This window comes from Acutalibacter sp. 1XD8-36 (assembly GCF_009917525.1).
Classification (GTDB): Bacteria; Bacillota; Clostridia; order Oscillospirales; family Acutalibacteraceae; genus Acutalibacter.
The window spans coordinates 207,869-228,888 of the sequence record NZ_QZDU01000002.1 but is presented as its reverse complement, the minus strand read 5'-3'; the positions used below and the strand labels follow the sequence as shown (position 1 = coordinate 228,888).

Genomic DNA, 21,020 nt, shown 5'->3' with positions numbered 1-21,020 from the left:
AGAAAATGCCAATCATAGAAACCAAAAACCTAACCTACATCTACGGTCAGGGCACTCCCTTCGAGAAGGTGGCTGTAGAGGACGTCTCGCTGTCCATTGAGAAGGGGGAGTTCATAGGCGTTATCGGGCACACCGGCAGCGGCAAGTCCACTCTTATACAGACCCTCAACGGCCTGATTCGCCCCACCTCGGGCCAGGTGCTCTTAGACGGCAGGGATATCTGGCAGGAGCCCAAGAAGATACGCTCGGTGCGCTTCCGGGTGGGGATGGTGTTCCAGTACCCGGAGTACCAGCTGTTTGAGGAGACCGTAATAAAGGACATCATGTTCGGCCCTAAAAATATGGGGCTCTCAGAGGGTGAGGCGAGGGAGCGGGCATATGAGGCCGCACGGTTTACAGGCCTTAAAGAGGAGCTCCTCACAAAATCCCCCTTCGAGCTCTCGGGCGGGGAGAAGCGGCGGGCGGCTATCGCGGGGGTGATAGCCATGGACCCTGAGGTGCTTATACTGGACGAGCCCACTGCGGGCCTGGACCCCAGGGGCCGGGATGTGCTTCTGGCGCAGATAGGCCAGTACCACCGTGAGCGGGGGAATACCGTGCTCTTAGTGTCCCACAGTATGGAGGACATCGGGCGCACCGCAGACAGGCTCCTGGTAATGAGCGGCGGGCATAAGCAGTACCTTGCCCCCACAAAGGAGGTCTTCTCCCATGGGGAGGAGCTTGAGGGCATGGGCCTTAGGGTGCCGCAGATAACCAAGATAATGCAGGAGCTCATAAAGCTTGGCGTGCCAGCCGACCCGTCTACCCTGACGGTGGATAGGGCCGTAAAGCAGCTTATACCATATTTCAAGAGCAGAGGGGGAGACAAGAATGCTGTCTGATATAACCCTGGGGCAGTATTTCCCCGCAAAGTCAGTTATGCACCGGGCCGACCCCCGGCTCAAAATCTGCCTGACGGTTTTCTCCATCGTGCTGATATTCTCAGCGGGGAACTTCTTCTCCCTGGCCTTAGCCGTGGGCTATATAATCCTTGGCATGGCCCTGTCGAAGATACCGCTGAAGCTCTACCTCAAGAGCCTAAAGCCCATACTGTTTATCATAATCTTCACCGCCGTCCTGAACATCTTCTACGGCACGGGGGACCCTATCTGGCAGTGGGGCTTCATCAAAATTACAAGGAACGGACTGCTGAACAGCCTGTTTGTCTCAGTTCGCATTATAACCCTGATACTTGCAAGCTCTGTACTAACCTTCACCACATCCCCCACCCAGCTCACCGACGCCATCGAGCGCCTGCTGAAGCCCTTGGCAAAGCTGAAGGTCCCGGTGCACGAGTTCGCCATGATGATGACAATAGCCCTGCGCTTCGTGCCCCTGCTGCTGGAGGAGACCGACAAGATAATGAGTGCCCAGAAGGCCAGGGGCGCCGATATGGAGAGCGGCGGCATAGTCCAGCGGATAAAGGCCCTGGTGCCGGTGCTGATACCCCTGTTTGTGTCGGCCTTCCGGCGGGCCTTCGACCTGGCTACGGCTATGGAGAGCCGCTGCTATAACGGCGGGGAGGGCCGCACCAAGATGAAGCAGCTGCATTTCGGCGCTGTGGACTGGATGGTGCTTTTGAGCGCAATATTATTGCTGGGGGCATTTATGGCGCTGAATATTGTGTTGCCGCCCAGCATTGTTAGATAAAAGCGGCAAAATGGTATATAAGTATTGCGAAAACAGGAACTTTGAGGATTTCGCCAGCGGAAGGGTACTTCTTCATAGGACAGGGTATCCCAACTTCCCGGTACGGCTTGCCCAGGAGATTTTCTGCCGGTGTATGGAGCGCATAGGCAGTCCGGAGCAGATATGTATCTATGACCCATGCTGCGGAGGCGGGTACCTGCTGACAGTCCTGGGGTTTTTGAACTATGGGCGGATAGAGAGCATAGCAGCTTCGGACATAAGCGCCGAAGCGGTGGAGCTGGCCCGGGAAAATCTGTCGCTGCTGTGCCGGGAAGGCCTTGGGCGGCGGATTGAGCAGCTAGGCCGGCTACGGGACCTGCATGGCAAAAGCTCCAGCCTGGAGGCACTGGAGAGTGCTGAAAATCTGCTGGGTATTGTAACCGGGGCGGCCCGGGAGATAAAGCGTAAGGTTTTTCAGGCGGATATCCTGTCCCCGGGTGCGCTGGAGGGACGGGACTTCAAGGCGGATATAGTTTTTACCGACGTGCCTTACGGAAATCTGGTGGAATGGCAGGCGGGGCAGGAAGATGCCCTCTGCCTCCTTGACAGGCTGCTGCCGGTAATAAAGGACACTTCGGTGGTGGCAGTATGCTCGGACAGGCGGCAGAAATTCCGCTCGGACTATTTTCGCAGGGTGGAAAAACAGGCGGTAGGAAAGCGGCTATTTCAGATATTTGTGCCTGCATAAACCAAATAAACTGAGAGGATGAAAACTATGGCTGAACTCAAAACCATGGGCTTCGGGAAGGCCATGGAAAGGAAGCTCAAATCCGTCGGTATAAACTCTGCGGAGGAGCTGCGGGAGATTGGAAGCAGGCAGGCCGTATCCAGGCTTAAGGAGAGGTATCCAGGCACCTGCGTGGTGATACTTTATTATCTTGAGGCCGCAATACAAGGAGTGGACATAAAGGAACTGGACGGTGGGTGCAGGGCTGGCTTAAAGGAATACTTCAAGCAGCTGTGACAGTCAGAATGAAACTAAATGGGAAAATCCAGAGGAAGGACAAAAAATAATGCTGTCGGACAGCCCCATGCTGTGCGGCTGCTCCAGGCAGAGACTGCCGTATATCCTGGAGCAGGTCCTTCCCCGGCGGGACCTTGAGGTGAAGCGTGAGCATACCGCCCTGGATGGCTGCGGGAAATGCAGCTTCCTCGTAATACTGAGATAGGAGTCCATATGCGCAACTTACTATTTACTATAACCTACGACGGAACAAACTACCACGGCTGGCAGATACAGGAGAACGCCATCACCGTCCAGGAGGTGTTCCAGGACGCCTTCAGGAAGGTGACCGGGGCAAGAGGGGACATGAAGGCATGTTCCCGCACGGACACGGGGGTACATGCCAGGGAGTTCTGCGTCAGCGTGAAGACGGAGAGCCCGATTGCCCCTCAGCGGATGGTGGCGGCTGTAAACCACTGGCTGCCGGAGGACATAGCAGTAAAGGCCTGCCGGGAGGTACCCGGGGACTTTCACGCCAGGTATAGCTGCAAGGGCAAGGAGTACAGCTACGAGATATGGAATAATCCTGTGCGGGAGCCCTTTCTGAGGGGAAGGGCCCTGCACTACTGGTACCCTATAGACGAGGGGCGATTGAACGAAGCGGCGGGGCACTATGTGGGCGCCCACGACTTTACCTCCTTCTGTACTCTCGACAAGCGGGAGCTGGGGGATATGGTGCGCACGGTCACTAAGGCAAGTGTAGAGCGCCGGGGGGACATGGTGGTGTTCACCGTTGCCGCCGACGGCTTTCTCTATAATATGGTGCGCATTATGGCAGGAACGCTCCTGCGGGTGCAGGAGGGGAAGCTTCTGCCCGGGGATATCCCTCAAATACTTGAGGCGAGGGACAGGGCCAAGGCGGGCCCCACAGCCCCGGCCTGCGGGTTGTACCTGAATAAAGTGTTCTACTGAGGTTTTTCATAAGGGAGGCGGGCTCATGGCGAAGCACGAGAAGCACGAAGAGAAGAAGAGCAGGGTCATAAACCTGGACGATTACCGGAAGAAGGCCCCAAGCGAGCCGGCCCAGGAGGCCGAGGCGGAGCTGGAGTATGAGGATATTTTCAGCGGAGATGAAGAGGAGAGCGAGGCCCAGCGGCAGAAACGGCGTGAGCTCCGGCAGCTGCCAAAGGCCGTGTATATAGTGAGCCTTGTGCTGCTCGTAGCGGTGGTAGGACTCAGCCTCTGGATAAACCGAGAGCACCTTACTTGGGACAATATAAGGGAGTCTGTCAAATTACAGGTGAAGGGCGAGGAGATAGGGGACGGCTTCCCTGTGCCCATCACCGGGGCGAACGTGTATGAGGGGAACTTCCTAAGCTACGACGGCGGCGTGGTGACCCTCAGCAATACGGCCCTGACCGCCATAAACAGCACCGGCACGGAAAAATTCTCCGTGCGGCACAATTTAAGCGCGCCGGTAATGCGCTCGGCGGGGAACCGCTACCTGCTCTTTAACAGCGGCAGTAAGGGGTATATGGCCCTGTCCGGGGGCAGGATAGCTGCGGAGGGTGCGGCAGAGACGGATATACTTGCCGGGGGAATCTGCCCGGGCGGGAGGTTTGCCCTGGGGCTGGAGAGCAGCTACGGAGCCTCCAAGCTGGAGGTCTATATGGCCGACGGCAGCCTGCAGTATGAATACCCGTTCTCCAACGACTATATCACGGCAATAGCCATGAACTACGACGGGACATATGGCGCTGTGTGCACCGTGCGCAGCGAAAAGGGGGAGATGGTCTCAAAGCTCAGCATCTTTGACTTTAACCAGGAGGAGCCGGTTGCAGAGTATGAGACCAGGGAGAACTTCCTTTTTGGGGCGTACTGGGCGGAAAACGGCTCAATATACGGCGTTGGGGACGCGGCGCTGGTATGCGGACTGTCCGGAAGCTATGAATTTTCGGAGTACGGCTATCAGGGGCGGCAGCTCACGGCGTTCAGCTTGAGCTCGGGGCGGGCGTTTCTCTCTGTATCCGCCTATGAGCACGGCGGGACAAGCACGCTGCTGGTGTTTAACGGAGGCGAAAAGATAGGGGAAAAGAACCCGGTGAGGGTCGAAATGGAGGCAAGAGTTGAGGCCATATCCACGTCCGGCGGGACGGTCGGGGTGCTGATGGGAGGAGAGGCCGTATTCCTGGACTACATCACCGGCATGGAGCTCGGGCGCACAGAGGCCGGAGAGGACGCCAACGGCATAGCCCTTGGCAGCGAACGCCGGGCGTACATACTGGGTGTAAGTGAAATACGCACAGCAGAGATAAGCTAAGACGCGAAGCGCGAAGGGGTCAAGGGGGCGGGGCCCCCTTGCAGGGTGTGGGGCAGCGCCCCACGGTCCCAAAGGAGCGCGAAGCGCCCAATAATGAAAGATAACTGTAAGGGTCTTACACTTGAGAAAAACCATAACTTGTGCTATAATATCAAAACCGACAAGTACCCAAAAGGAAAAAGGAGAGTATCATGGGCTACATTTTAGACGGAATAATCTTACTTATCTGCCTGCTCTGCGTACTTATAGGCGTAAAGCGCGGCTTCATCCACTCGGTAGTACGTTTTCTGGGCTCAATAATCGCCGCGCTCTTAGCCCCGGCCTTGGGCGGCGTCCTGGCCCAGTGGCTGTTTGACACCATGTTCCGGGGGGCGATGGTAGAAAAAATCAACTCCTCCCTGCAGACACTGGGCGCGGACAACGCCGCAGCCGCCGCGAGCCAGGTCCTAGCCTCCCTGCCGGACTTTCTGGTGCGCGCCCTGGAGGAAGCGGGGGTCACCCTGGAAACCGTGAGCCACGCTATAAACAGCCAGACCAGCGGCGCGGCGGGTATGGTAGTAGACTACCTCTCCCCGGTGTTTGTAAACTTCCTGAAGGTGCTGGCAGTAATAGTCCTTTTCTTCCTGTTCATGACTATTGTAAGGCTTCTGGCGGCGTTGGTGGGGGATATTCTGCGCCTGCCGATACTAAAGGAAGTGGACGGCCTGTTGGGCGGCGTCTTCGGATTCCTATTGGCCATGGTGAGCGTATGGGTAGTTGTAGCCGGAGTCATGGTGTTCATGCCTATGCTGGACTCCGGGACACAGCAGCAGGTGCAGGAGGCGCTGGACGGCTCGCTGCTCACAGGAGTGCTTGTAAATATGAACCCTCTAAGGGGCATGTTCCAGTAAGCGGGGAAAAGGAGACAGGAATTGGATAAAACCGGGACAATGAGTAAAAACTTGGGAAAAGAAAGAAAAGACAGAAGAGAAAGGGGACAGTCAATGCCCCAAAATAAAGCAAACGCAAGCCGTATTATAACAGTGCCCAACGGGATGTCGGTCCTGCGCATACTGCTGGTGCCTGTATTTGCCGCGTTTTATCTTAATGGCAACTTGCCGGCGGCGGTGACAACGCTGGTGATATCCGGCGTTACGGATATGCTGGACGGCCTTATAGCCCGGCGCTTCAACCAGATAACAGACCTTGGCAAAATGCTGGACCCCTTTGCCGATAAGCTGACCCAGGGCGTGGTGGCCCTGTGCATAGCCATCCGGTTTCCGTCCATACGGCCCTTACTGCTGCTGTTTATACTGAAGGAGCTTTTAATGCTTAGCTGCGCCGTAGTGCTCCTAAAAAAGCATAAGCGCCCCTGCGCGGCGAAGTGGTACGGCAAAGTGGCTACGGTGATGTTCTATATGTCGGTTTCCGCAATAGTGCTGCTGGACGGCCTTGGTATAATGGGGCCGGACAAACAGAATATAGCGGCATTTGTGATGCTGGGGCTCACAGGCATTATGATGGCCTATGCCGCTGTGAAGTATTTTCAGATATTCCTGGCTATACTAAGGGAGCCGGAGGAAAAGGGGGAGAAATAGCATGAGGCAGAGGATGCTGGGATTTTTCAGCGGCTTTCCGAGCCACCACTTTCCTTTTGAGATTGCAGAAAAATTAAAGAGTGAACTGGCAGAGCGGGAGAGCATAGTCTTTGTGAGCGCCTGGCCCGAGGACTACGAGCGCAACGACAGCGACCTTGAGGGCATGTATGAGATGTTCACGGAGCAGGGCATGGACTTTAGGCGGCATAGGGTAATCGACAGCCGCGCTGAGGCCTGTGAAGCTGCGAAGGAAATCAGGGAGGCCTCCTGTATTTTTTTAATGGGCGGGCACCCAGGGCTGCAGCTCTCCATGATACAGGATATGGGGCTGGCGGAGGCTGTGAGGGAATCCGGCGGGGTGGTGCTGGGAGTCAGCGCCGGTGCCATAAATATGGCCCTTCGCTCCCTGGACACCAAGGAGTCGCCGGTGCCATATGAAGGGCTGGGACTGGCTGACATTACGGTAAAGCCCCATTTTGAGCCCGGATATGAGGGGGTGCTCTCGGCCCTTATGAGAATTTCGGACGAGCTGCCTATCTGCGCCATGGAAGATAACAGCGCAATATTTGTTGAGGAGGGCGGCATATCTTTTACAGGGCAGATACACTGGATAGAGAGGGGCGCATACAGCCCCTTTTCGCCGGAAAAACTTAAAATTCCTGGAAAGAATTAACCACGGGCGCAAAAGTTAAAAGCTTGTTAATGAAATCCCCGGGGTTTCGTGATATAATACTGCGGTGAACAGGACCGACCAAGTCCCGAGAGGGGGGGAGGATTATATATGATGATGCTATGTACAAGATGTCATAAGAGGCCGGCAACGGTGTTTGTGTCCCAGTCCGCCGACGGCAAGGACATAAGGGGCTACTGCTTTGTCTGCGCCAAGGAGCTTGGCATTAAGCCGGTGAACGACATAATGGACAATATGATGAACACACTCAAGCAGCAGACCGGTATAACCGACGAGGAGTTCCAGGAGGCCACCGAGCAGATGGCCCAGATGATGCGCATGGACGCGGCGGAGGCCGGTGAGGAGTTGGAGGAGGATGAGGACGATTTCTCTCCGGGAGGCGCGGCGACCCTTCCCGCAGACATGCTGCTGGGTCGGCCCGCCCATGGCAGCGGCTATGGCCAGGTGCGGGATAAGAAGGAGAGCGTGCACAAGAAGAAGCGCAAGCATATCCAGAACTACTGCACGGATTTGACCGGGCGGGCCAGAAAGGGCGAGCTGGACAATATAGTGGGCCGGGAGAAGGAGATAGAGCGGATAATACAGATACTCTCCCGCCGCACAAAGAATAACCCCTGTCTTATAGGGGAGCCCGGCGTGGGAAAGACAGCCGTTGCGGAGGGCCTGGCTCTGCGCATAGCCGGGGGAAAGGTGCCCGCAAAGCTCAGGGACAAGGAGATACAGCTTTTGGACCTGACGGCCCTTGTAGCGGGCACACAGTTCAGGGGGCAGTTTGAGAGCAGGATAAAGGGCCTTGTGGACGAGGTGAAGGCCGACGGAAATGTGATACTCTTTATCGACGAGGTCCATAACCTTGTGGGCACTGGCGACGCTGAGGGGAGCATGAACGCCGCAAATATACTGAAGCCCGCCCTCTCAAGGGGCGAGATACAGGTTATAGGGGCCACCACCTTCAACGAGTACAGAAAGTACATTGAAAAGGACGCGGCACTGGAGCGGCGCTTCCAGCCGGTCACGGTGACGGAGCCCTCCATAGACGATGCAGTTAATGTAATACTTGGAATTAAGAAATACTATGAAAACTACCATAGGGTGACGGTTTCCGACTATATAGCCCGGCGGATAGTGGTGCTCTCTGAGCGGTACATCAACGACAGGTATCTGCCCGACAAGGCCATAGACCTGCTGGACGAGGCCTGTGCCTGCGCGGCCCTTCGGAATAAGCGCCTTGAAGAGTATGACGCAATGAAGCTGAGCCTTTATAAGGAGCGCTCAAGGGAGCAGGCCCTGTCAGACCCGGGCAGCGCCACCGTAGACTATGAGGAGCTGGCGAAGACCCACTACAGGATAGCCACCCTGGAGGAGGGCCTGGATAAGCTTAGGAGCGAGGGAATCTTCTCCCCGGTGGAGGAGCAGGACCTGGCATATGTGATAGAGCTCTGGACCGGCATACCCGCCTCAAAGGTGGAGGCTGGAGACCTTCAGAAGCTCAGCGGCCTTGAAGACGTGCTCAGGAAGCGCATAATCGGCCAGGAGGAGGCTATAAAGGCTGTGTCGGCGGCGGTGAGGCGCAGCCGGGTGCAGATAAGCCCGAGAAGGCGCCCGGCGTCGTTTATCTTTGTGGGGCCCACGGGCACCGGCAAGACGGAGCTGGTGCGGGTGCTGTCTGAGGAGCTTTTTGACGCAACTGAAACCATGATACGTCTTGACATGTCCGAGTTTATGGAGAAGCACTCCGTCTCCAAGATAATCGGCTCGCCCCCCGGCTACGTGGGCTACGACGAGGCCGGGCAGCTTACAGAGAAGGTGCGGCGCAGGCCATACTCAGTGCTGCTCTTTGACGAGATAGAAAAGGCCCATCCGGAAGTTATGAATATACTCCTGCAGATACTGGACGAGGGGCATATTACCGACGCCCACGGACGCAGGGTGAATTTTGAGAACACAGTGATAGTCATGACCTCCAATGCGGGCAGCGAGCGTAAGGAGGGCTCACTGGGCTTTGCAAAGACTGCTGAGGATATCAGCAGGGAGAAGGCGATGAAGTCCCTGTCTGAATTCCTGCGCCCGGAGTTTTTGAGCCGCATTGACGAGGTGGTAATCTTCAAGCCTCTGACAAAAGAGGACTATGTGTCCATTGCGGGGCTCATGCTTGAGGAATACGTGGGCTCATTAAAGGAGAAGGGTATAGCGTTCAGGTATGACGAAGCCGCCTGCCAGGCCCTGGCTGAGAAGTCACATAACGGCAAGTCAGGGGCCAGGGACCTGCGCAACGCCATACGCCGGGACGTGGAGGATAAGATAGCCTCCCTTCTGATAGAGCGCGGCGGCAGTATCAGCGCTGTGGGCCTCACAGCCAAGGATAAGGAACTGAAGGTGGAGGCGCTTTGATGGAGCTGAGACTGGCTGCAGAGAGTGATGTGCCGCAGATAGCCCGGCTCTATGATTTGGCCCGGGCCTCTCTGAGGGACGCCGGAGTGCCCCAGTGGCAGGACGGCTACCCAAACGGTGAGGACGCGCTTGGCGATATCAGGGCGGGGCACGGCTATGTGCTCACAGAGAATGGAAGGGTGGCGGCTTTCGCATGCCTGGCGTTCGGGGTCGAGCCCACATATAATATTATTGAGGACGGCGCCTGGCTGGGAGAGGGCGAATACGGCTTTCTGCACAGAGTAGCCGTGGACCCGGCGCTCAAGGGCCGTGGCGCGGCTGGGATATTCTTCAGCGAGCTCAAGCGCCAGGCGAAGGAGCGAGGCATAAAAATCATCCGCGGCGACACCCACCGGCTCAACCTCCCTATGCAGAGGGTTATGGCTAAAAACAGCCTGGAGCTTAGGGGCGTGATACACGTAGAGGACGGCAGCGAGCGGCTGGCGTATGAGTGTATACTTGAGTAAGATAGATGTATACGTAAACGAAGTCCGCACCCCAAAAAGGGTGCGGACTTTTAGTTTTAACGATGTAATACGACGCTCTCTATTTCTGTGGGCATGGTAGATATTTTCTAAATTATTCCAGGTTAAAATGCTTAGCCAATGCCGCGAGCGTTTCTTCTTGTGTGTCATTTTCAAAATCAGAGCGGGTATATGTAAAAAAGCCGGTATGCTGCCAGTCGGTTTCCATTGGAGGATGGTATAGAGCCCACGAATTGAAATTTTTCAGAGTTGCGTCAGGGTCACGGCAGAGCTTAATCTGGTCCATCATGAATTTTTTGTCGGGGTCGTCGCGCTCAAAAAAACGCGTTGCGCAGATGTCGGGCGGGTCGCAGAGCATAATCGCTACATGGCCGTAGTCGGAAATCTCCCGCAAAACATCTGGCGGGATGTTTGTATCAACGATGATATTCTTCCCCTTGGCAGATAGCTTTACCAGCTCCATTATTTCAATTTCAACACACTCCTGCGATACATGATGTACCCAGTTCCAGTGCTCCTCAGGCGTCATGTTCAGCCATTCTTCCCAACCGCTCATTGTGTCAAAATAGGATAGCCCGGGCTGCTTCCACCGCGACAGCTTTTCCCGCGGAAATGCGTCGTGGTAGTTCTCGCCGCAGGGCACCATGTCATACCGTTCAGCCAGCATTTTCACCATTGTGGATTTCCCTGCATAGCTGTGCCCGTTGATAAAGTAAACATTGCTCAGGTAATGCTTAATAATATTGTCACTGATTTGAATTTTCATATTTATTGACCTTTTGATTTCTGTTTCAAATTTATTATATTGCTATTTATGATAAAGTTGAGACTGTTTCATCATGCTTGTTGCCCAGCCGGAATACCTCAGGCCTCAAAGCCAAAGCGGTACTTTTGAAGCAGGCCCCTCATGAGAAATTGCAGTCAATAAGCTCTCCGTTATAGATGATTCGGTAATCCCGGGAGCGCAGTATATCCGCCAGCTCCTTCCCGGTGCGGGCCCTTCTGGGCAGGGCTATCCCTGCGTTTTTGATGCCGCCGTCGGTATAGATATGCACGTCCCCGCCCGAAGTCCCCGGCAGGCCGGCTGCTCTCGCCAGCTCCACAGCCTGTTCATTTTCCTTGGGGTAGTTATGGTAGTTATAGACCTCCAGGGCGTCCAGATACTCCGGCTCGGGCCCCACGTCCATGTCTATATAGTCCCTGTCCCTGAAGGGGTGGGCCATGGAGATAAAACCTCCCCACTGGTGGACCAGTCTGGAATACTCCGACAGGGGCAGAAGGTGTATATCGGGATTACTCAGCAGAAAGTCAAGGTCAATGCCATAGGTCAGCACTTCCTTACCGTGACCGTAGTTATGCTCAATGCCAAAGAGCACGTCGAAGTCCTTTCCCTGGGCCCACTCCCGGGCAGCAAGATACACGGAATAATACCGCTCCATCTTCTCCCTCCAGGTCCATTCCTTTGGGACGGCAGAATTGCCCAAAAGGAAGTGGTCGGTGAACACCATCCCGGCGTACCCGGCCTCATAGTAGGCCCCGGCCATCTCATAGGGCGTGCTCACCCCGCAGCCGCTCCCCCAGCAGGTGTGGCAGTGGGTCTCGTAAAGATACGGATACTTTTCGTCTCTCATTTTTATCCCTCCGGCAAAATATAAACTTCACGGCTTCCCGGCAGAAGCCGGGGCTATCTTTCAGATAAGGTCACATGTACGGTATCGCCCTCCGATTTGCCAAGGCTCCTGCGTATGGACTTTAAGACCCCGATGATATAGCAGATATTTCCCTGCTCGTCCTTCACGCCCATATTTACAATGCTTCCGTCGTACGCAATGCCGTCAAACTCAGCGTGCACCTTTACGCGCCCCTTCCCAAACTCCTGGCGGATATCCCAGGGGAAGACCACGTACGCGCCGCCCTTCTCAGGTATCTCATGGATGACCGCGTCAAAAGTATATTCCTTTGCCATAGTAAGCGTAAATTTCCTTTCTCAGGCATTGACCACGTTCTTGGCCCAGATTCCAGACTTGAGCATAATGAGCGATATGACTGCCTTAAGCCCGGAGTCCACGCACTGCACCAGGAAGAACATCCAGGGAAGGCTGAGTGACGTAAAGCGGCTGAGCAAAAATGCCACAGGAAGGCAGACCACCCAGGTGTAGGCGCAGTCGAAAAGGAAGGTGATGAAGGTGCGCCCGCCGGAGCGTATGGCAAAGTATGAGCAGTTGGTGACAGCCCCCAGGGGCAGGAAGGCTCCGGATATTATGAGCATTTGGGCGGCAAGCTCGCGCACATTCGCCTCGGTATTGTATATCATGGGTATCACCCCGGAACTGGCTATTAGCAGCAGGCCCATCACTATGTTTAGGGCTACGCCAAAGGCCGTAAGCTTGCGCACAGAGTCCTTCGCCCCCTCTATGTCATTGGCCCCGAGCTGCTGCCCGCAGATAATGGCAACAGCGCCGCCCATGGACATGAGGAGCATAGAGAACAGGTTAAAGGCAGTGCCGTTGATATTGCTGGCAGCCACAGCCGCCAGGCCGCGGGTGGCATAGCAGGCGGTTATCATGGAGATACCCATGGACCAGAGGCTCTCGTTGAGCATTAAGGGTGTGCCGGTGATAACTATGCGCTTAACAAGGGGCAGGGGCACTTTAAGGCTCCTGAGGGCGCCGTCCATAAAGGGGAACTTCTTTTTGTGCCGCACACTCTCAAGGATAAGATATCCCATCTCTATATACCTGGCTATCACCGTAGCCAGCGCCGCGCCTGCAACGCCCATCTTTGGAAAGCCGAAGCTGCCGAAGATAAGCAGATAGTTCAGCACCAGGTTTACGGCTATGGAGATAACGCTTGCCACCATTGGTATAAAGGTCTCGCCGGTGTCCTTCAGGACGCTTGCATAGCAGTTGGACACGGCAAAGGGAAGGAGACCCCAGAGCATTATCCACATATAGCTCCTGGCATAGCTGAGGGTGGAGGCTATCTCCTGGGGCGTTGAGGCCTCGCTGTGCAGGAACAGCATGAAGAAGCTCTCTCCGAAGAATATCAGCGCCAATATTCCCAGCCCTCCCATAGCCACGGCGAATATGAGCCGGAAGCGCAGGGTATGCCTGAGGCCGTCCATGTCCCCCTTGCCGTAATACTGGGCCCCGAAAATAGATGCCCCTGACATGCCGCCGAAAATAGTCAGGTTGAAGATAAAGATAATCTGGTTTACAATCGCCACGCCGGACATAGGCTCTGTGCCGAGCCTGCCCACCATCACATTGTCCAAAAGGTTTACAAACTGGGTGATGCCCTGCTGTATCACCATTGGCACCAGCAGAGCTATGACCGACATGTAAAAGGCCTTTGTGCCTATAAATTTCTTTATGTACTGCATGGGAATAAACCTCCGAAAAGATGTGTCGAATTTAGATATTATAGCACGTATTGATAAGAGATTCAAGGGAGTTTTCAGAATAAGAAAAAAGAAAAGGGCGCCCGGGGCGCCCGATATAGCTTATAAATCCTTTGTCCGCTCACTGCTGGAATCGGCGCTGCTGTCGTCGTCAAGGCCGCTCACATCGCTGCTCACCTGGCCGTCGCTCTCTGTGCCGTTCTCGATATCGTCGTCCCCGCTGTTGATACCGCCGCCCTGGCTGCTGGAGTAGTCGGGCATGCTGCTCTTTTCATCCTCGTAGGGGAAGCCGCTAGAGTTATCGTCATGGTCCGGGTCCAGGGCCGACTCAACCCGGCTGACGGTATTGCTTATATCGTCCCCAAGCTTGGAGGCCGCGCTCTCTACCTTGCCGTTGCCGCAGCCGGTGAGCATCAGGGCCATAAGGCAGCAGGTGGAAAAAATCAAAAAACTTTTTGTTTTCATAGCTTATCCCTTTCTTCCGTAAGGTTTTTGTTCCCTGATAGTGTGGCCCGCAAGTCCGGGAAAAATACATATATGACGCGATTGCAAAAAGTTTTTTTACATGTTAAAATACTATATTATAGCTATAAGTATAAGGGGGGTAATGACCTTGGTATACACCGTGACCCTAAACCCGGCCCTGGACATGTTCCTGCGCCCCGGCAGATTCGAGCCCGGCGGCGTCTGCCGCTACAGCAGCCCGGAATTTATCCCTGGGGGTAAGGGAATAAACGTGTCCCTCATGCTAAAAAGCCTGGGCATAGACACGACAGCCGCGGGTATATCCGCGGGCTTCACCGGGCGGGAGCTTGCCGCACTGCTGGAGCGCGAGGGCTGCAGGACAGACTTCGTGGAGCTAAAGGATGGGCTCACCCGGGTGAATGTGAAGATTCTCCCCGGCAGCCAGCCGGAGACTGCCCTGAACGGCGGCGGGCCCGATATGGCCCTCAGTGACCTGGAGCCGCTGGCGAAGAATATCTCAGAGCTCAGCCAGGGGGATTTCCTGGTGCTGGCGGGCAGCGTGCCCGGCGCCCTGCCCGATAACGTATATGCCAAGCTAATGGACTCTGCCCCCGCCGGAGTGAAGATAGTAGTGGATACCTCCGGTCCGGCGCTCACCGAGGCGGTGCGCAGGGGGCCCTTCCTCATAAAGCCCAACCTGGAGGAGCTGGGGGAGGTCTTTGGCGTAGAGATTAGAGAGGCAGGGGGCGCCATAGAATACGGCAGGAAGCTACAGGCTATGGGAGCCAGAAACGTGGCTGTCACGCTCGGGGGCGGCGGGGCGCTGCTGCTCACCGAGGAGGGCCGGGCCGTGGAGCGTGAAGCTATACCGGGGGAGGAGATATCCTCTGTCGGGGCGGGGGATTCCTTCGTTGCCGGATTTATTTACGGCCTCATACTGGAGGGGGACCTTACAGGGGCCTTGGGCTGGGCCATGTCCGCAGGGGCCGCCACAGCCTTCTCAGTGGGGATAGCAAAGGGTGAGGCGGTGAAAAAGCTCCATTCACAGCATATCTTAATAGAAAATTAAGTTGACACGGGGCTCAATAGAACGTAAAATAATAATGGTGAAATGTCCGGGAAGTTTCCAAACCGAAAGGAGACCCTGATGAATCAGAATAATAGGCCCGTGGAGAACGAATACCGCTCCTCCCAAATGTACAAGACCCTGAGCGGGGCAAATATACCTGGCGCCGACAAGCTGGCTGAGGGCCTGGGAAAGGCGGCGGCAGGGCTTGACCAGGCGCTGAACACAGTGGGCCCGGCGGTGCAGTCCGCCGCCCGGACCGTCCAGGAGGAGGTAAGGCGCGCCCAGTCCCAGCAGAACCAGCCGCCAGACGGCAGCTACCGATATACCTACCGGTACCAGGGGAAGAATGCGCCGCCCCCGAATGCTCAGAGCACAACGCAGACAAGGCCTCCGCAGCAGGTGAGGCCTTCCCCACAGCAGCAGGCCTATACCCAGCAGGGGCATTACCGTCCTCCCCAGGGGGTGACGCCTGTGCCGCCGCCGAAAATGCCACAGCAGCCCCAGCCCCAGATGAAGCTGGTGCGCACGGGAAGCCCTGCAAAATATTATATCACTGGCATAGCGGCGCTGCTGTATGCCCTGAACGGCCCCATGACGGAGCCTGCCAACTTCGCAGTATTCGCCATCGTGATAGCCCTGGTGTTCTTCCTCTCAGGAGCGCTCTTTAAGGGAAAGAAGCAGTTCGTGCCCATAGAGGCCGAGAAGCCCCAGCCAAAGCCGGAGACTGTCCCCGAGCCGAAGAAGGAGCCGGAGCCCGAGAAGAAGTCCCGCACCGGCAACCCCGAGGTGGACAAGATAATCGATGACGGCTACGGTTACCTGCGCCAGCTTCGCGCCGCCAACGACGCCATCCCCGACGAGGCCCTTTCTGCGGACATCGACCGCATGGAGCGGGCTTCCGCCGATATCTTCAACTATATAGCAAAGCACCCAGAGAAGGCCCCGCAGATACGCAAGTTCATGAACTACTACCTGCCCACCACCCTGAAGCTGCTGGGCAGCTATGAGCACCTCTCAAAGCAGTCTGTGAAGGGGGAGAACATCACCTCGACCATGTTCAATATCGCCGGCATGATGCACACCGTAGCCGACGCATTTGAGAAGCAGCTTGACTCCCTGTTTACCGACGAGGCCATGGATATCTCGGCGGATATCACCGTGTTTGAGACTATGCTCAAGCAGGAGGGGTTTGTGGAGGAAAAGGGGACGAAGCTGGGATGAGGAGGAGATTATGGAGTTTGAAATAAAAAAGCTGACCCCGGAGCTTGCAGAGGATTATCTGCGCTTCTTTGACGAGACTCCCCACGACGACGGGATAGACGAGCATAAGTGTTACTGCATATGCTGGAGCAGCGCCGACCACGCCACAGAGCACCCGGACTTCTCCACCGTGGAAAAGCGCCGGGAGGCGGCGGGACGGTATATCCGCGAGGGGAAGCTGCAGGGATACCTGGCGTATCTTGACGGCAGGCCTGTAGGCTGGTGCAATGCCAACACCAAAGGAGACTGCCTTCGCTGCGAGAGCTGGCTGCGCTCCATGGGGGATGTGCCGGTGGACGCGCCGGATATGAAAGTCAAGTCGGTGTTCTGCTTCGTTATAGCGCCTCAGTTCCAGAGAGAGGGCATTGCGACGAAGCTCCTGGAGCGGGTCTGCTCCGACGCGAGGGCCGAGGGCTATAGCGCCGTGGAGGGCTACCCAAGGCGGAAGTTTATCAGCATAGCCGAGGACTTTATGGGCCCGGCGGCCATGTACGAGAGGATGGGCTTTAGGCGCGGCGGCCTGTGCAGGGACGGCTCGGTGGCGATGCGGCTGGAGCTTGGAAAATTAAAGGAAAATTAAGGAAATATACCATAAGCTGTAAAGAGCCCGGAATAAAATTATCATAAAGAAAGAGGAGTGCATTAGGATGGAAAACGAAATAAAACTGACCCTTGAGCAGGAGGCTCCACAGGCTCCGTCACTTACTCTTGAGGGCGTGGCTGAGCCCGAGCAGCCTCAGCAAGCCGAGGCTGAGGCGCAGGCCCTGGACGAGAGTATGCTCAGCGACGAGGAGCGCAAGATGGTGGAGGATTTCTCCCAGAAGATAGACCTGCACAACAGCACCATCGTTATGCAGTACGGCTCCGCGGCCCAGAAAAAGATAGCAAGCTTTTCGGACACGGCCCTGAATAATGTGCGCACAAAGGACCTGGGCGAGGTGGGCAACCAGATATCCAGCCTGGTGGTTGAGCTCAAGGGCTTTGACATTGATGAGGAGGAGAAGAAGGGCTTCTTCGGGCGCTTTAAAAATACCGGAAACAAAATACTGGCTATGAAGTCCCGGTATGACAGCGCCGAGACCAATGTGAACAAGATAGCCGCGGCCCTTGAGAGCCACCAGGTTCAGCTTATGAAGGACGTGGTGATGCTGGATAAGCTCTATGACATGAACCTCAACTACCATAAAGAGCTCACTATGTACATTATAGCGGGCAAGAAAAAGCTGAACCTTGAGCGCTCGACGACCCTGGTAGAAATGCAGAACAAGGCCCGCCGGAGCGGGCTGGCAGAGGACGCCCAGGCAGCAAACGACTTTGCCCAGCAGTGCGACAGCTTTGAGAAAAAGCTCCACGACCTGGAGCTCACCCGCATGGTGAGTGTGCAGATGTCGCCCCAGATAAGGCTCGTACAGAATAACGACAAGCTCATGAGCGACAAGATACAGTCGACCTTGGTGAATACTATACCCCTCTGGAAGAGCCAGATGGTGCTGGCCCTGGGGCTTGCCCACTCCGAGCAGGCCGTAAGAGCCCAGCGTGAGGTCACCGACATGACAAACGAGCTGTTAAGGCGCAACGCCGACAAACTGAAGATGAGCACCATCGAGACCGCCAGGGAGACCGAGCGCGGCGTAGTGGATATGGAGACTCTGAGGCACACCAATATGTCCCTGATACAGACCCTGGACGAGGTAGTAAAAATACAGGACGAGGGCAGGCAGAAGCGCCGTGCTGCAGAGGCCGAGATAGGCCGTCTTGAGGGCGAGCTCAAGCAGAAGCTTCTTGACATCCATACCTGAGAATAAGACTGGAAAGGGTGAAATTTAATGAAGAAAAGGAACGTGGTGGCGGGGATATTTATGGGCGCGGCTATAGCTGTCTCCATACCCATTGGGATAAACCGCTCCCTTGGGCGGCTTAGGGAGGATATGAGCGGCTCATTTTACTACGACAAGGCGGGGTATTCTATCTGTGATGGCCTTGAGGAGCGCCGGGCCGCCGCCAAGGACCTGCTCACCCTTGCCGGGCGCTACAGCGACAGCTCCCCGGAGCTTGCGGAGCTGATAGACGAGCTGGACTACCAGGTGAGGCTCTCTGAGAACACCTGGTCAGGGGACGGCACCTTTTTATCGGAGGCAGCGGCAAACAGCGCTCTGGACGCCCCGGCAGAGGAACTGGCGGCGGCGCTGAATAAGGCCGGGCTCAGCGAGAAGGATAAGAAATACCCGGACCAGCTCATTCTGCAGATGAGGTCCGAGCAGGACAAGATAAACCGCAGCAGCTATAACGACGACGCTATTGAGTTCAACCGCAAGGTGGACCGCCTGCGGCCTATGGCGATGGTGTCAAGAATGGCGGTGTTCCACGGGAATACCTCCTCTGTTGAGGAGGCCAAGGCCGGGACTTCCGATAGGACTGAGCTTCAGGACGCGGCGGAGCAGTGGGCCGATGACTTTGGCAGCGCCGTTGAAGAGGGCGTGGACGGCTTCGTGGACGGCATGAGCGGTATGATAGACAGCATGTTTGACTGAGAAAGGAAACGGCAGCTTAATGAAAAGACACGCTGTATCTGTTTTAAGCCTGATTTTTGCACTGATATTCTCTATAGCCCTGGCTCCCGGAGCCCTTGCCGCCGTACCTGACAGGCCTGAGAACCAGTATGTGCTGGACTCTGCCGGGGTGCTCTCAAGCAGCACTGAGCGCAGGATAATCTCAGAGAACCAGGAGCTTTTCGAGGACTGCGGCGCCGAGATAGTAATAGTTGCCGTGGATTTCCTGGGGGGAGAGAGCATTGAAGACTACGCCTACAGGCTGTTCAATTCCTGGGGTATCGGCTCCACAGAGCGGAACAACGGACTGCTCCTGGTGCTTGCCATAGGCGAGGAGAACTACTATGCCCAGGCAGGCTACGGCATTGACGACTATTTTAGCGAAACAAGACTGGATGATATATTAACCGAATACCTGGAGCCGGACTTTGCAAAGGAGGACTACGAAGAGGGAGTGGAAAAAACCTTCGATGTAATGCTCTCAGAGATGAGCTCCTACTATAAGGACGGCCCCGGCAGGGACGACTCACTCCCCGAGCCGGACTATGAGTACAGCGATGATAACTGGAATGATGACGGCTATTTCAGCGGCGGTTGGAACCCCTTCCGCACAATAAAGACCATAGCCTTCGCCATTATCAGGGTGGTGGTCGTAGTGGCAATAATCCTGTTCATATTCAGCTTCTTTAGGGGCCCGCGCGGAGGCGGTCCCGGAGGAGGCGGAGGCGGTGGCTTCTGGCGGGGCATGTGGCTTGGAAGCATGATGAATAACCGCCGCAGGACCTACTGGGGCCCACCCCCGCCGCCACCGCCGGGCCACAGGCCTGGAGGCTTCGGAGGTTTCGGCGGTCCGAGGGGCGGCTTTGGAGGAGGACACCGGGGCGGCTTCAGCCAAGGCGGCAGGTCCCACGGAGGCGGCGCGGGCCGCGGCTTCGGCGGTGGAGGAGGTTTCCACGGCGGGGGCGGCTCACATGGCGGCGGCGCCGGACGGCACTAAATAAAAAGAGAGGCCCGGGGTATTCTCCCCGGACCTCTTTTTACTTTCACTGGCGGGGCCAGAAATGCAGCCCGTAGAGTATTAGGCAGACAGATATCAGCGCCGCGGACGCTGCCGCGCCTATAGCCAAGGAGGTGTGCCTCAGGGGACCGGCCACCATGCTGACAAGTATTGCCGACCCGTCAACCAGTAGGAGGAAGCGGTACAGCTTCCGTTCAAGCTCACTCATTCCCTTCACCCCCAAGCATATCATCGGTAAGCGCGTCCGCCAGGGCCCCGAACTGCTCCAAGGTCAGCTGTTCGGCCCGGACATTCTGTGGAAGCCCCGCTTCATGCAGGCGCCCCTCTATAAGCGCCTTGGGAAGCCGCAGGGCCCCAGAAAGAGAGTTGGCGGCGGTCTTTCTCCGCTGGGCAAAGGCAGACCTTGCGACCCGGAAAAATACCCCCTCATCCCGGATCTTCACCGGCGGCTCCTCAAGGATGTCAAAGCGTATGACCGAGGAGTCCACCTTGGGCGGCGGCATAAAGCTCCCACGGCCCACTCCAAAGAGCACCTGGGGGCGGCTGCGGTAGTGGACGCTCACGCTCACCGCCCCGCACTCACGCACCCCCGGCGGCGCGCAGAGCCGCTGGGCCGCCTCTCTCTGGACCATGACGGTCACGGATTTTAGGGGAAGGTTGCCCTCCAGAAGCGCCATTATTACCGGCGACGTGATATAATAGGGAAGGTTTGCGCAGACGCATATGGGCCCGCCAAATTTTTCCTCTATAAGCCTGTGAAGGTCCAGCCTGAGTATATCCCCCTGTACTATCTCAACATTGTCATGCCCGGAAAGAGTTTCCTCAAGAATAGGCAGCAGCCTATGGTCCAGCTCCACAGAGACCACCTTCCGTGCCGCCAGGGACAGCTCCCTGGTGAGTACCCCAACCCCCGGGCCGACCTCCAGTACCCCCGCGCAGCCCTCGGCTCCGCAGGCCTCTGCCATCCGCGGGCAGACGGAAGGGTTTATGAGAAAGTTCTGGCCCAAGGCCTTTGACATGCGCAGGCCGTGGCGCTGGAGAAGCTCACGCAAAGCCCCCGGGTCCGAGAGTGAAGCGGTCATATT

At 56.4% G+C, this 21,020-nt stretch carries 25 protein-coding genes; 18 read left to right on the top strand and 7 right to left on the bottom strand.

Annotated elements, in window-relative coordinates; genetic code table 11:
* Window positions 1–5: 5 nt before the first annotated feature.
* The 12 genes from D5270_RS04620 (at window position 6) to D5270_RS04565 (ending at window position 10,156) form a co-directional block, all read left to right on the top strand.
* Complete coding sequence (locus D5270_RS04620; RefSeq protein ID WP_166542982.1) at window positions 6–881, top strand: energy-coupling factor transporter ATPase; 876 nt, start codon at window positions 6–8, stop codon at window positions 879–881.
* Window positions 871–1,689, top strand: a complete 819-nt coding sequence (locus D5270_RS04615; RefSeq protein WP_166542981.1) for an energy-coupling factor transporter transmembrane component T family protein — start codon at window positions 871–873, stop codon at window positions 1,687–1,689. Before D5270_RS04620 ends, D5270_RS04615 begins: the two co-directional genes overlap by 11 nt.
* Before the next feature lie 10 nt (window positions 1,690–1,699).
* Window positions 1,700–2,416 carry a hypothetical protein gene (locus tag D5270_RS04610; RefSeq protein ID WP_166542980.1) on the top strand — a complete coding sequence of 239 codons (717 nt, stop codon included), beginning with the start codon at window positions 1,700–1,702 and terminating at the stop codon, window positions 2,414–2,416.
* 27 nt (window positions 2,417–2,443) lie between these two features.
* The gene (locus D5270_RS04605; protein WP_166542979.1) at window positions 2,444–2,692 is read left to right on the top strand and encodes a TfoX/Sxy family DNA transformation protein; all 249 of its coding nucleotides are present in this window, start codon (window positions 2,444–2,446) and stop codon (window positions 2,690–2,692) included.
* 49 nt (window positions 2,693–2,741) lie between these two features.
* Entirely contained in the window at window positions 2,742–2,897 is a 156-nt protein-coding gene (locus D5270_RS04600) for a hypothetical protein (RefSeq protein ID WP_166542978.1), read from the top strand.
* 8 nt (window positions 2,898–2,905) lie between these two features.
* Window positions 2,906–3,643: a tRNA pseudouridine(38-40) synthase TruA gene (gene truA / locus D5270_RS04595; protein WP_166542977.1), complete on the top strand. Its 738-nt coding sequence runs from the start codon at window positions 2,906–2,908 to the stop codon at window positions 3,641–3,643.
* A gap of 25 nt (window positions 3,644–3,668) precedes the next feature.
* A complete protein-coding gene (locus D5270_RS04590) occupies window positions 3,669–4,991 on the top strand; it encodes a DUF5711 family protein (protein WP_166542976.1) in 1,323 nt (440 codons plus the stop codon).
* Between the two features lie 191 nt (window positions 4,992–5,182).
* Window positions 5,183–5,881 carry a CvpA family protein gene (locus D5270_RS04585; RefSeq protein WP_166542975.1) on the top strand — a complete coding sequence of 233 codons (699 nt, stop codon included), beginning with the start codon at window positions 5,183–5,185 and terminating at the stop codon, window positions 5,879–5,881.
* A 93-nt stretch (window positions 5,882–5,974) separates the two neighbouring features.
* Window positions 5,975–6,568, top strand: a complete 594-nt coding sequence (locus tag D5270_RS04580; protein ID WP_166542974.1) for a CDP-alcohol phosphatidyltransferase family protein — start codon at window positions 5,975–5,977, stop codon at window positions 6,566–6,568.
* Between the two features lies 1 nt (window position 6,569).
* Window positions 6,570–7,241 (top strand): Type 1 glutamine amidotransferase-like domain-containing protein, encoded by a 672-nt coding sequence (locus tag D5270_RS04575; RefSeq protein WP_166542973.1) that lies wholly within the window; start codon window positions 6,570–6,572, stop codon window positions 7,239–7,241.
* A 114-nt stretch (window positions 7,242–7,355) separates the two neighbouring features.
* Window positions 7,356–9,650: an ATP-dependent Clp protease ATP-binding subunit gene (locus tag D5270_RS04570; RefSeq protein ID WP_166543326.1), complete on the top strand. Its 2,295-nt coding sequence runs from the start codon at window positions 7,356–7,358 to the stop codon at window positions 9,648–9,650.
* Window positions 9,650–10,156, top strand: coding sequence for a GNAT family N-acetyltransferase (locus D5270_RS04565; protein ID WP_166542972.1), 507 nt, complete (start codon window positions 9,650–9,652; stop codon window positions 10,154–10,156). The genes D5270_RS04570 and D5270_RS04565 overlap by 1 nt, the downstream gene beginning before the upstream one ends.
* Before the next feature lie 112 nt (window positions 10,157–10,268).
* Here the strand turns inward: D5270_RS04565 and D5270_RS04560 are convergent, their stop codons facing one another.
* The 5 genes from D5270_RS04560 to D5270_RS04540 all read right to left on the bottom strand — a co-directional run bounded on the left by D5270_RS04560 (window position 10,269) and on the right by D5270_RS04540 (window position 14,039).
* On the bottom strand, window positions 10,269–10,940 hold the full coding sequence (locus D5270_RS04560) for a hypothetical protein (RefSeq protein ID WP_166542971.1): 672 nt from the start codon (window positions 10,938–10,940) through the stop codon (window positions 10,269–10,271).
* Between the two features lie 139 nt (window positions 10,941–11,079).
* Window positions 11,080–11,805 carry a PHP domain-containing protein gene (locus D5270_RS04555; RefSeq protein ID WP_166542970.1) on the bottom strand — a complete coding sequence of 242 codons (726 nt, stop codon included), beginning with the start codon at window positions 11,803–11,805 and terminating at the stop codon, window positions 11,080–11,082.
* A 53-nt stretch (window positions 11,806–11,858) separates the two neighbouring features.
* A complete protein-coding gene (locus D5270_RS04550; protein WP_166542969.1) occupies window positions 11,859–12,140 on the bottom strand; it encodes a DUF1905 domain-containing protein in 282 nt (93 codons plus the stop codon).
* A 21-nt stretch (window positions 12,141–12,161) separates the two neighbouring features.
* On the bottom strand, window positions 12,162–13,556 hold the full coding sequence (locus tag D5270_RS04545; RefSeq protein WP_166542968.1) for an MATE family efflux transporter: 1,395 nt from the start codon (window positions 13,554–13,556) through the stop codon (window positions 12,162–12,164).
* Window positions 13,557–13,676: 120 nt separating this feature from the next.
* Window positions 13,677–14,039 carry a hypothetical protein gene (locus tag D5270_RS04540; protein ID WP_166542967.1) on the bottom strand — a complete coding sequence of 121 codons (363 nt, stop codon included), beginning with the start codon at window positions 14,037–14,039 and terminating at the stop codon, window positions 13,677–13,679.
* A gap of 148 nt (window positions 14,040–14,187) precedes the next feature.
* Between D5270_RS04540 and D5270_RS04535 the strand changes: the two genes are divergently transcribed.
* The 6 genes from D5270_RS04535 to D5270_RS17030 all read left to right on the top strand — a co-directional run bounded on the left by D5270_RS04535 (window position 14,188) and on the right by D5270_RS17030 (window position 19,914).
* Complete coding sequence (locus D5270_RS04535) at window positions 14,188–15,108, top strand: 1-phosphofructokinase family hexose kinase (protein WP_166542966.1); 921 nt, start codon at window positions 14,188–14,190, stop codon at window positions 15,106–15,108.
* Window positions 15,109–15,186: 78 nt separating this feature from the next.
* Window positions 15,187–16,329, top strand: a complete 1,143-nt coding sequence (locus D5270_RS04530; protein ID WP_166542965.1) for a 5-bromo-4-chloroindolyl phosphate hydrolysis family protein — start codon at window positions 15,187–15,189, stop codon at window positions 16,327–16,329.
* A gap of 10 nt (window positions 16,330–16,339) precedes the next feature.
* Window positions 16,340–16,948: a GNAT family N-acetyltransferase gene (locus D5270_RS04525; RefSeq protein ID WP_166542964.1), complete on the top strand. Its 609-nt coding sequence runs from the start codon at window positions 16,340–16,342 to the stop codon at window positions 16,946–16,948.
* 67 nt (window positions 16,949–17,015) lie between these two features.
* Window positions 17,016–18,167: a toxic anion resistance protein gene (locus D5270_RS04520; RefSeq protein ID WP_166542963.1), complete on the top strand. Its 1,152-nt coding sequence runs from the start codon at window positions 17,016–17,018 to the stop codon at window positions 18,165–18,167.
* Window positions 18,168–18,194: 27 nt separating this feature from the next.
* On the top strand, window positions 18,195–18,899 hold the full coding sequence (locus D5270_RS04515; protein WP_166542962.1) for a hypothetical protein: 705 nt from the start codon (window positions 18,195–18,197) through the stop codon (window positions 18,897–18,899).
* A gap of 19 nt (window positions 18,900–18,918) precedes the next feature.
* Window positions 18,919–19,914, top strand: coding sequence for a TPM domain-containing protein (locus tag D5270_RS17030; RefSeq protein ID WP_166542961.1), 996 nt, complete (start codon window positions 18,919–18,921; stop codon window positions 19,912–19,914).
* A gap of 46 nt (window positions 19,915–19,960) precedes the next feature.
* On the opposite strand, the gene D5270_RS04505 is transcribed toward D5270_RS17030, so the two are convergent.
* Both D5270_RS04505 and rsmA read right to left on the bottom strand, forming a co-directional pair.
* Window positions 19,961–20,143 carry a hypothetical protein gene (locus D5270_RS04505; protein WP_161472129.1) on the bottom strand — a complete coding sequence of 61 codons (183 nt, stop codon included), beginning with the start codon at window positions 20,141–20,143 and terminating at the stop codon, window positions 19,961–19,963.
* Window positions 20,136–21,017, bottom strand: coding sequence for a 16S rRNA (adenine(1518)-N(6)/adenine(1519)-N(6))-dimethyltransferase RsmA (rsmA, locus tag D5270_RS04500; protein ID WP_166542960.1), 882 nt, complete (start codon window positions 21,015–21,017; stop codon window positions 20,136–20,138). The genes D5270_RS04505 and rsmA overlap by 8 nt, the downstream gene beginning before the upstream one ends.
* Window positions 21,018–21,020: the final 3 nt, after the last annotated feature.

Coding starts and splice junctions, on each gene's coding strand:
- D5270_RS04600 (WP_166542978.1), top strand. CDS start 2,742: ATGCTGTCGGACAGCCCCATGCTGTGCGGCTGCTCCAGGCAGAGACTG.
- D5270_RS04570 (WP_166543326.1), top strand. CDS start 7,356: ATGCTATGTACAAGATGTCATAAGAGGCCGGCAACGGTGTTTGTGTCC.
- D5270_RS04575 (WP_166542973.1), top strand. CDS start 6,570: ATGAGGCAGAGGATGCTGGGATTTTTCAGCGGCTTTCCGAGCCACCAC.
- D5270_RS04525 (WP_166542964.1), top strand. CDS start 16,340: ATGGAGTTTGAAATAAAAAAGCTGACCCCGGAGCTTGCAGAGGATTAT.
- D5270_RS04590 (WP_166542976.1), top strand. CDS start 3,669: ATGGCGAAGCACGAGAAGCACGAAGAGAAGAAGAGCAGGGTCATAAAC.
- D5270_RS04555 (WP_166542970.1), bottom strand. CDS start 11,805: ATGAGAGACGAAAAGTATCCGTATCTTTACGAGACCCACTGCCACACC.
- D5270_RS04545 (WP_166542968.1), bottom strand. CDS start 13,556: ATGCAGTACATAAAGAAATTTATAGGCACAAAGGCCTTTTACATGTCG.
- D5270_RS04585 (WP_166542975.1), top strand. CDS start 5,183: ATGGGCTACATTTTAGACGGAATAATCTTACTTATCTGCCTGCTCTGC.
- D5270_RS04605 (WP_166542979.1), top strand. CDS start 2,444: ATGGCTGAACTCAAAACCATGGGCTTCGGGAAGGCCATGGAAAGGAAG.
- D5270_RS04620 (WP_166542982.1), top strand. CDS start 6: ATGCCAATCATAGAAACCAAAAACCTAACCTACATCTACGGTCAGGGC.
- D5270_RS04565 (WP_166542972.1), top strand. CDS start 9,650: ATGGAGCTGAGACTGGCTGCAGAGAGTGATGTGCCGCAGATAGCCCGG.
- D5270_RS04520 (WP_166542963.1), top strand. CDS start 17,016: ATGGAAAACGAAATAAAACTGACCCTTGAGCAGGAGGCTCCACAGGCT.
- D5270_RS04540 (WP_166542967.1), bottom strand. CDS start 14,039: ATGAAAACAAAAAGTTTTTTGATTTTTTCCACCTGCTGCCTTATGGCC.
- D5270_RS04550 (WP_166542969.1), bottom strand. CDS start 12,140: ATGGCAAAGGAATATACTTTTGACGCGGTCATCCATGAGATACCTGAG.
- D5270_RS04615 (WP_166542981.1), top strand. CDS start 871: ATGCTGTCTGATATAACCCTGGGGCAGTATTTCCCCGCAAAGTCAGTT.
- D5270_RS17030 (WP_166542961.1), top strand. CDS start 18,919: ATGAAAAGACACGCTGTATCTGTTTTAAGCCTGATTTTTGCACTGATA.
- D5270_RS04610 (WP_166542980.1), top strand. CDS start 1,700: ATGGTATATAAGTATTGCGAAAACAGGAACTTTGAGGATTTCGCCAGC.
- D5270_RS04580 (WP_166542974.1), top strand. CDS start 5,975: ATGCCCCAAAATAAAGCAAACGCAAGCCGTATTATAACAGTGCCCAAC.
- truA (WP_166542977.1), top strand. CDS start 2,906: ATGCGCAACTTACTATTTACTATAACCTACGACGGAACAAACTACCAC.
- D5270_RS04505 (WP_161472129.1), bottom strand. CDS start 20,143: ATGAGTGAGCTTGAACGGAAGCTGTACCGCTTCCTCCTACTGGTTGAC.
- D5270_RS04560 (WP_166542971.1), bottom strand. CDS start 10,940: ATGAAAATTCAAATCAGTGACAATATTATTAAGCATTACCTGAGCAAT.
- D5270_RS04515 (WP_166542962.1), top strand. CDS start 18,195: ATGAAGAAAAGGAACGTGGTGGCGGGGATATTTATGGGCGCGGCTATA.
- D5270_RS04530 (WP_166542965.1), top strand. CDS start 15,187: ATGAATCAGAATAATAGGCCCGTGGAGAACGAATACCGCTCCTCCCAA.
- rsmA (WP_166542960.1), bottom strand. CDS start 21,017: ATGACCGCTTCACTCTCGGACCCGGGGGCTTTGCGTGAGCTTCTCCAG.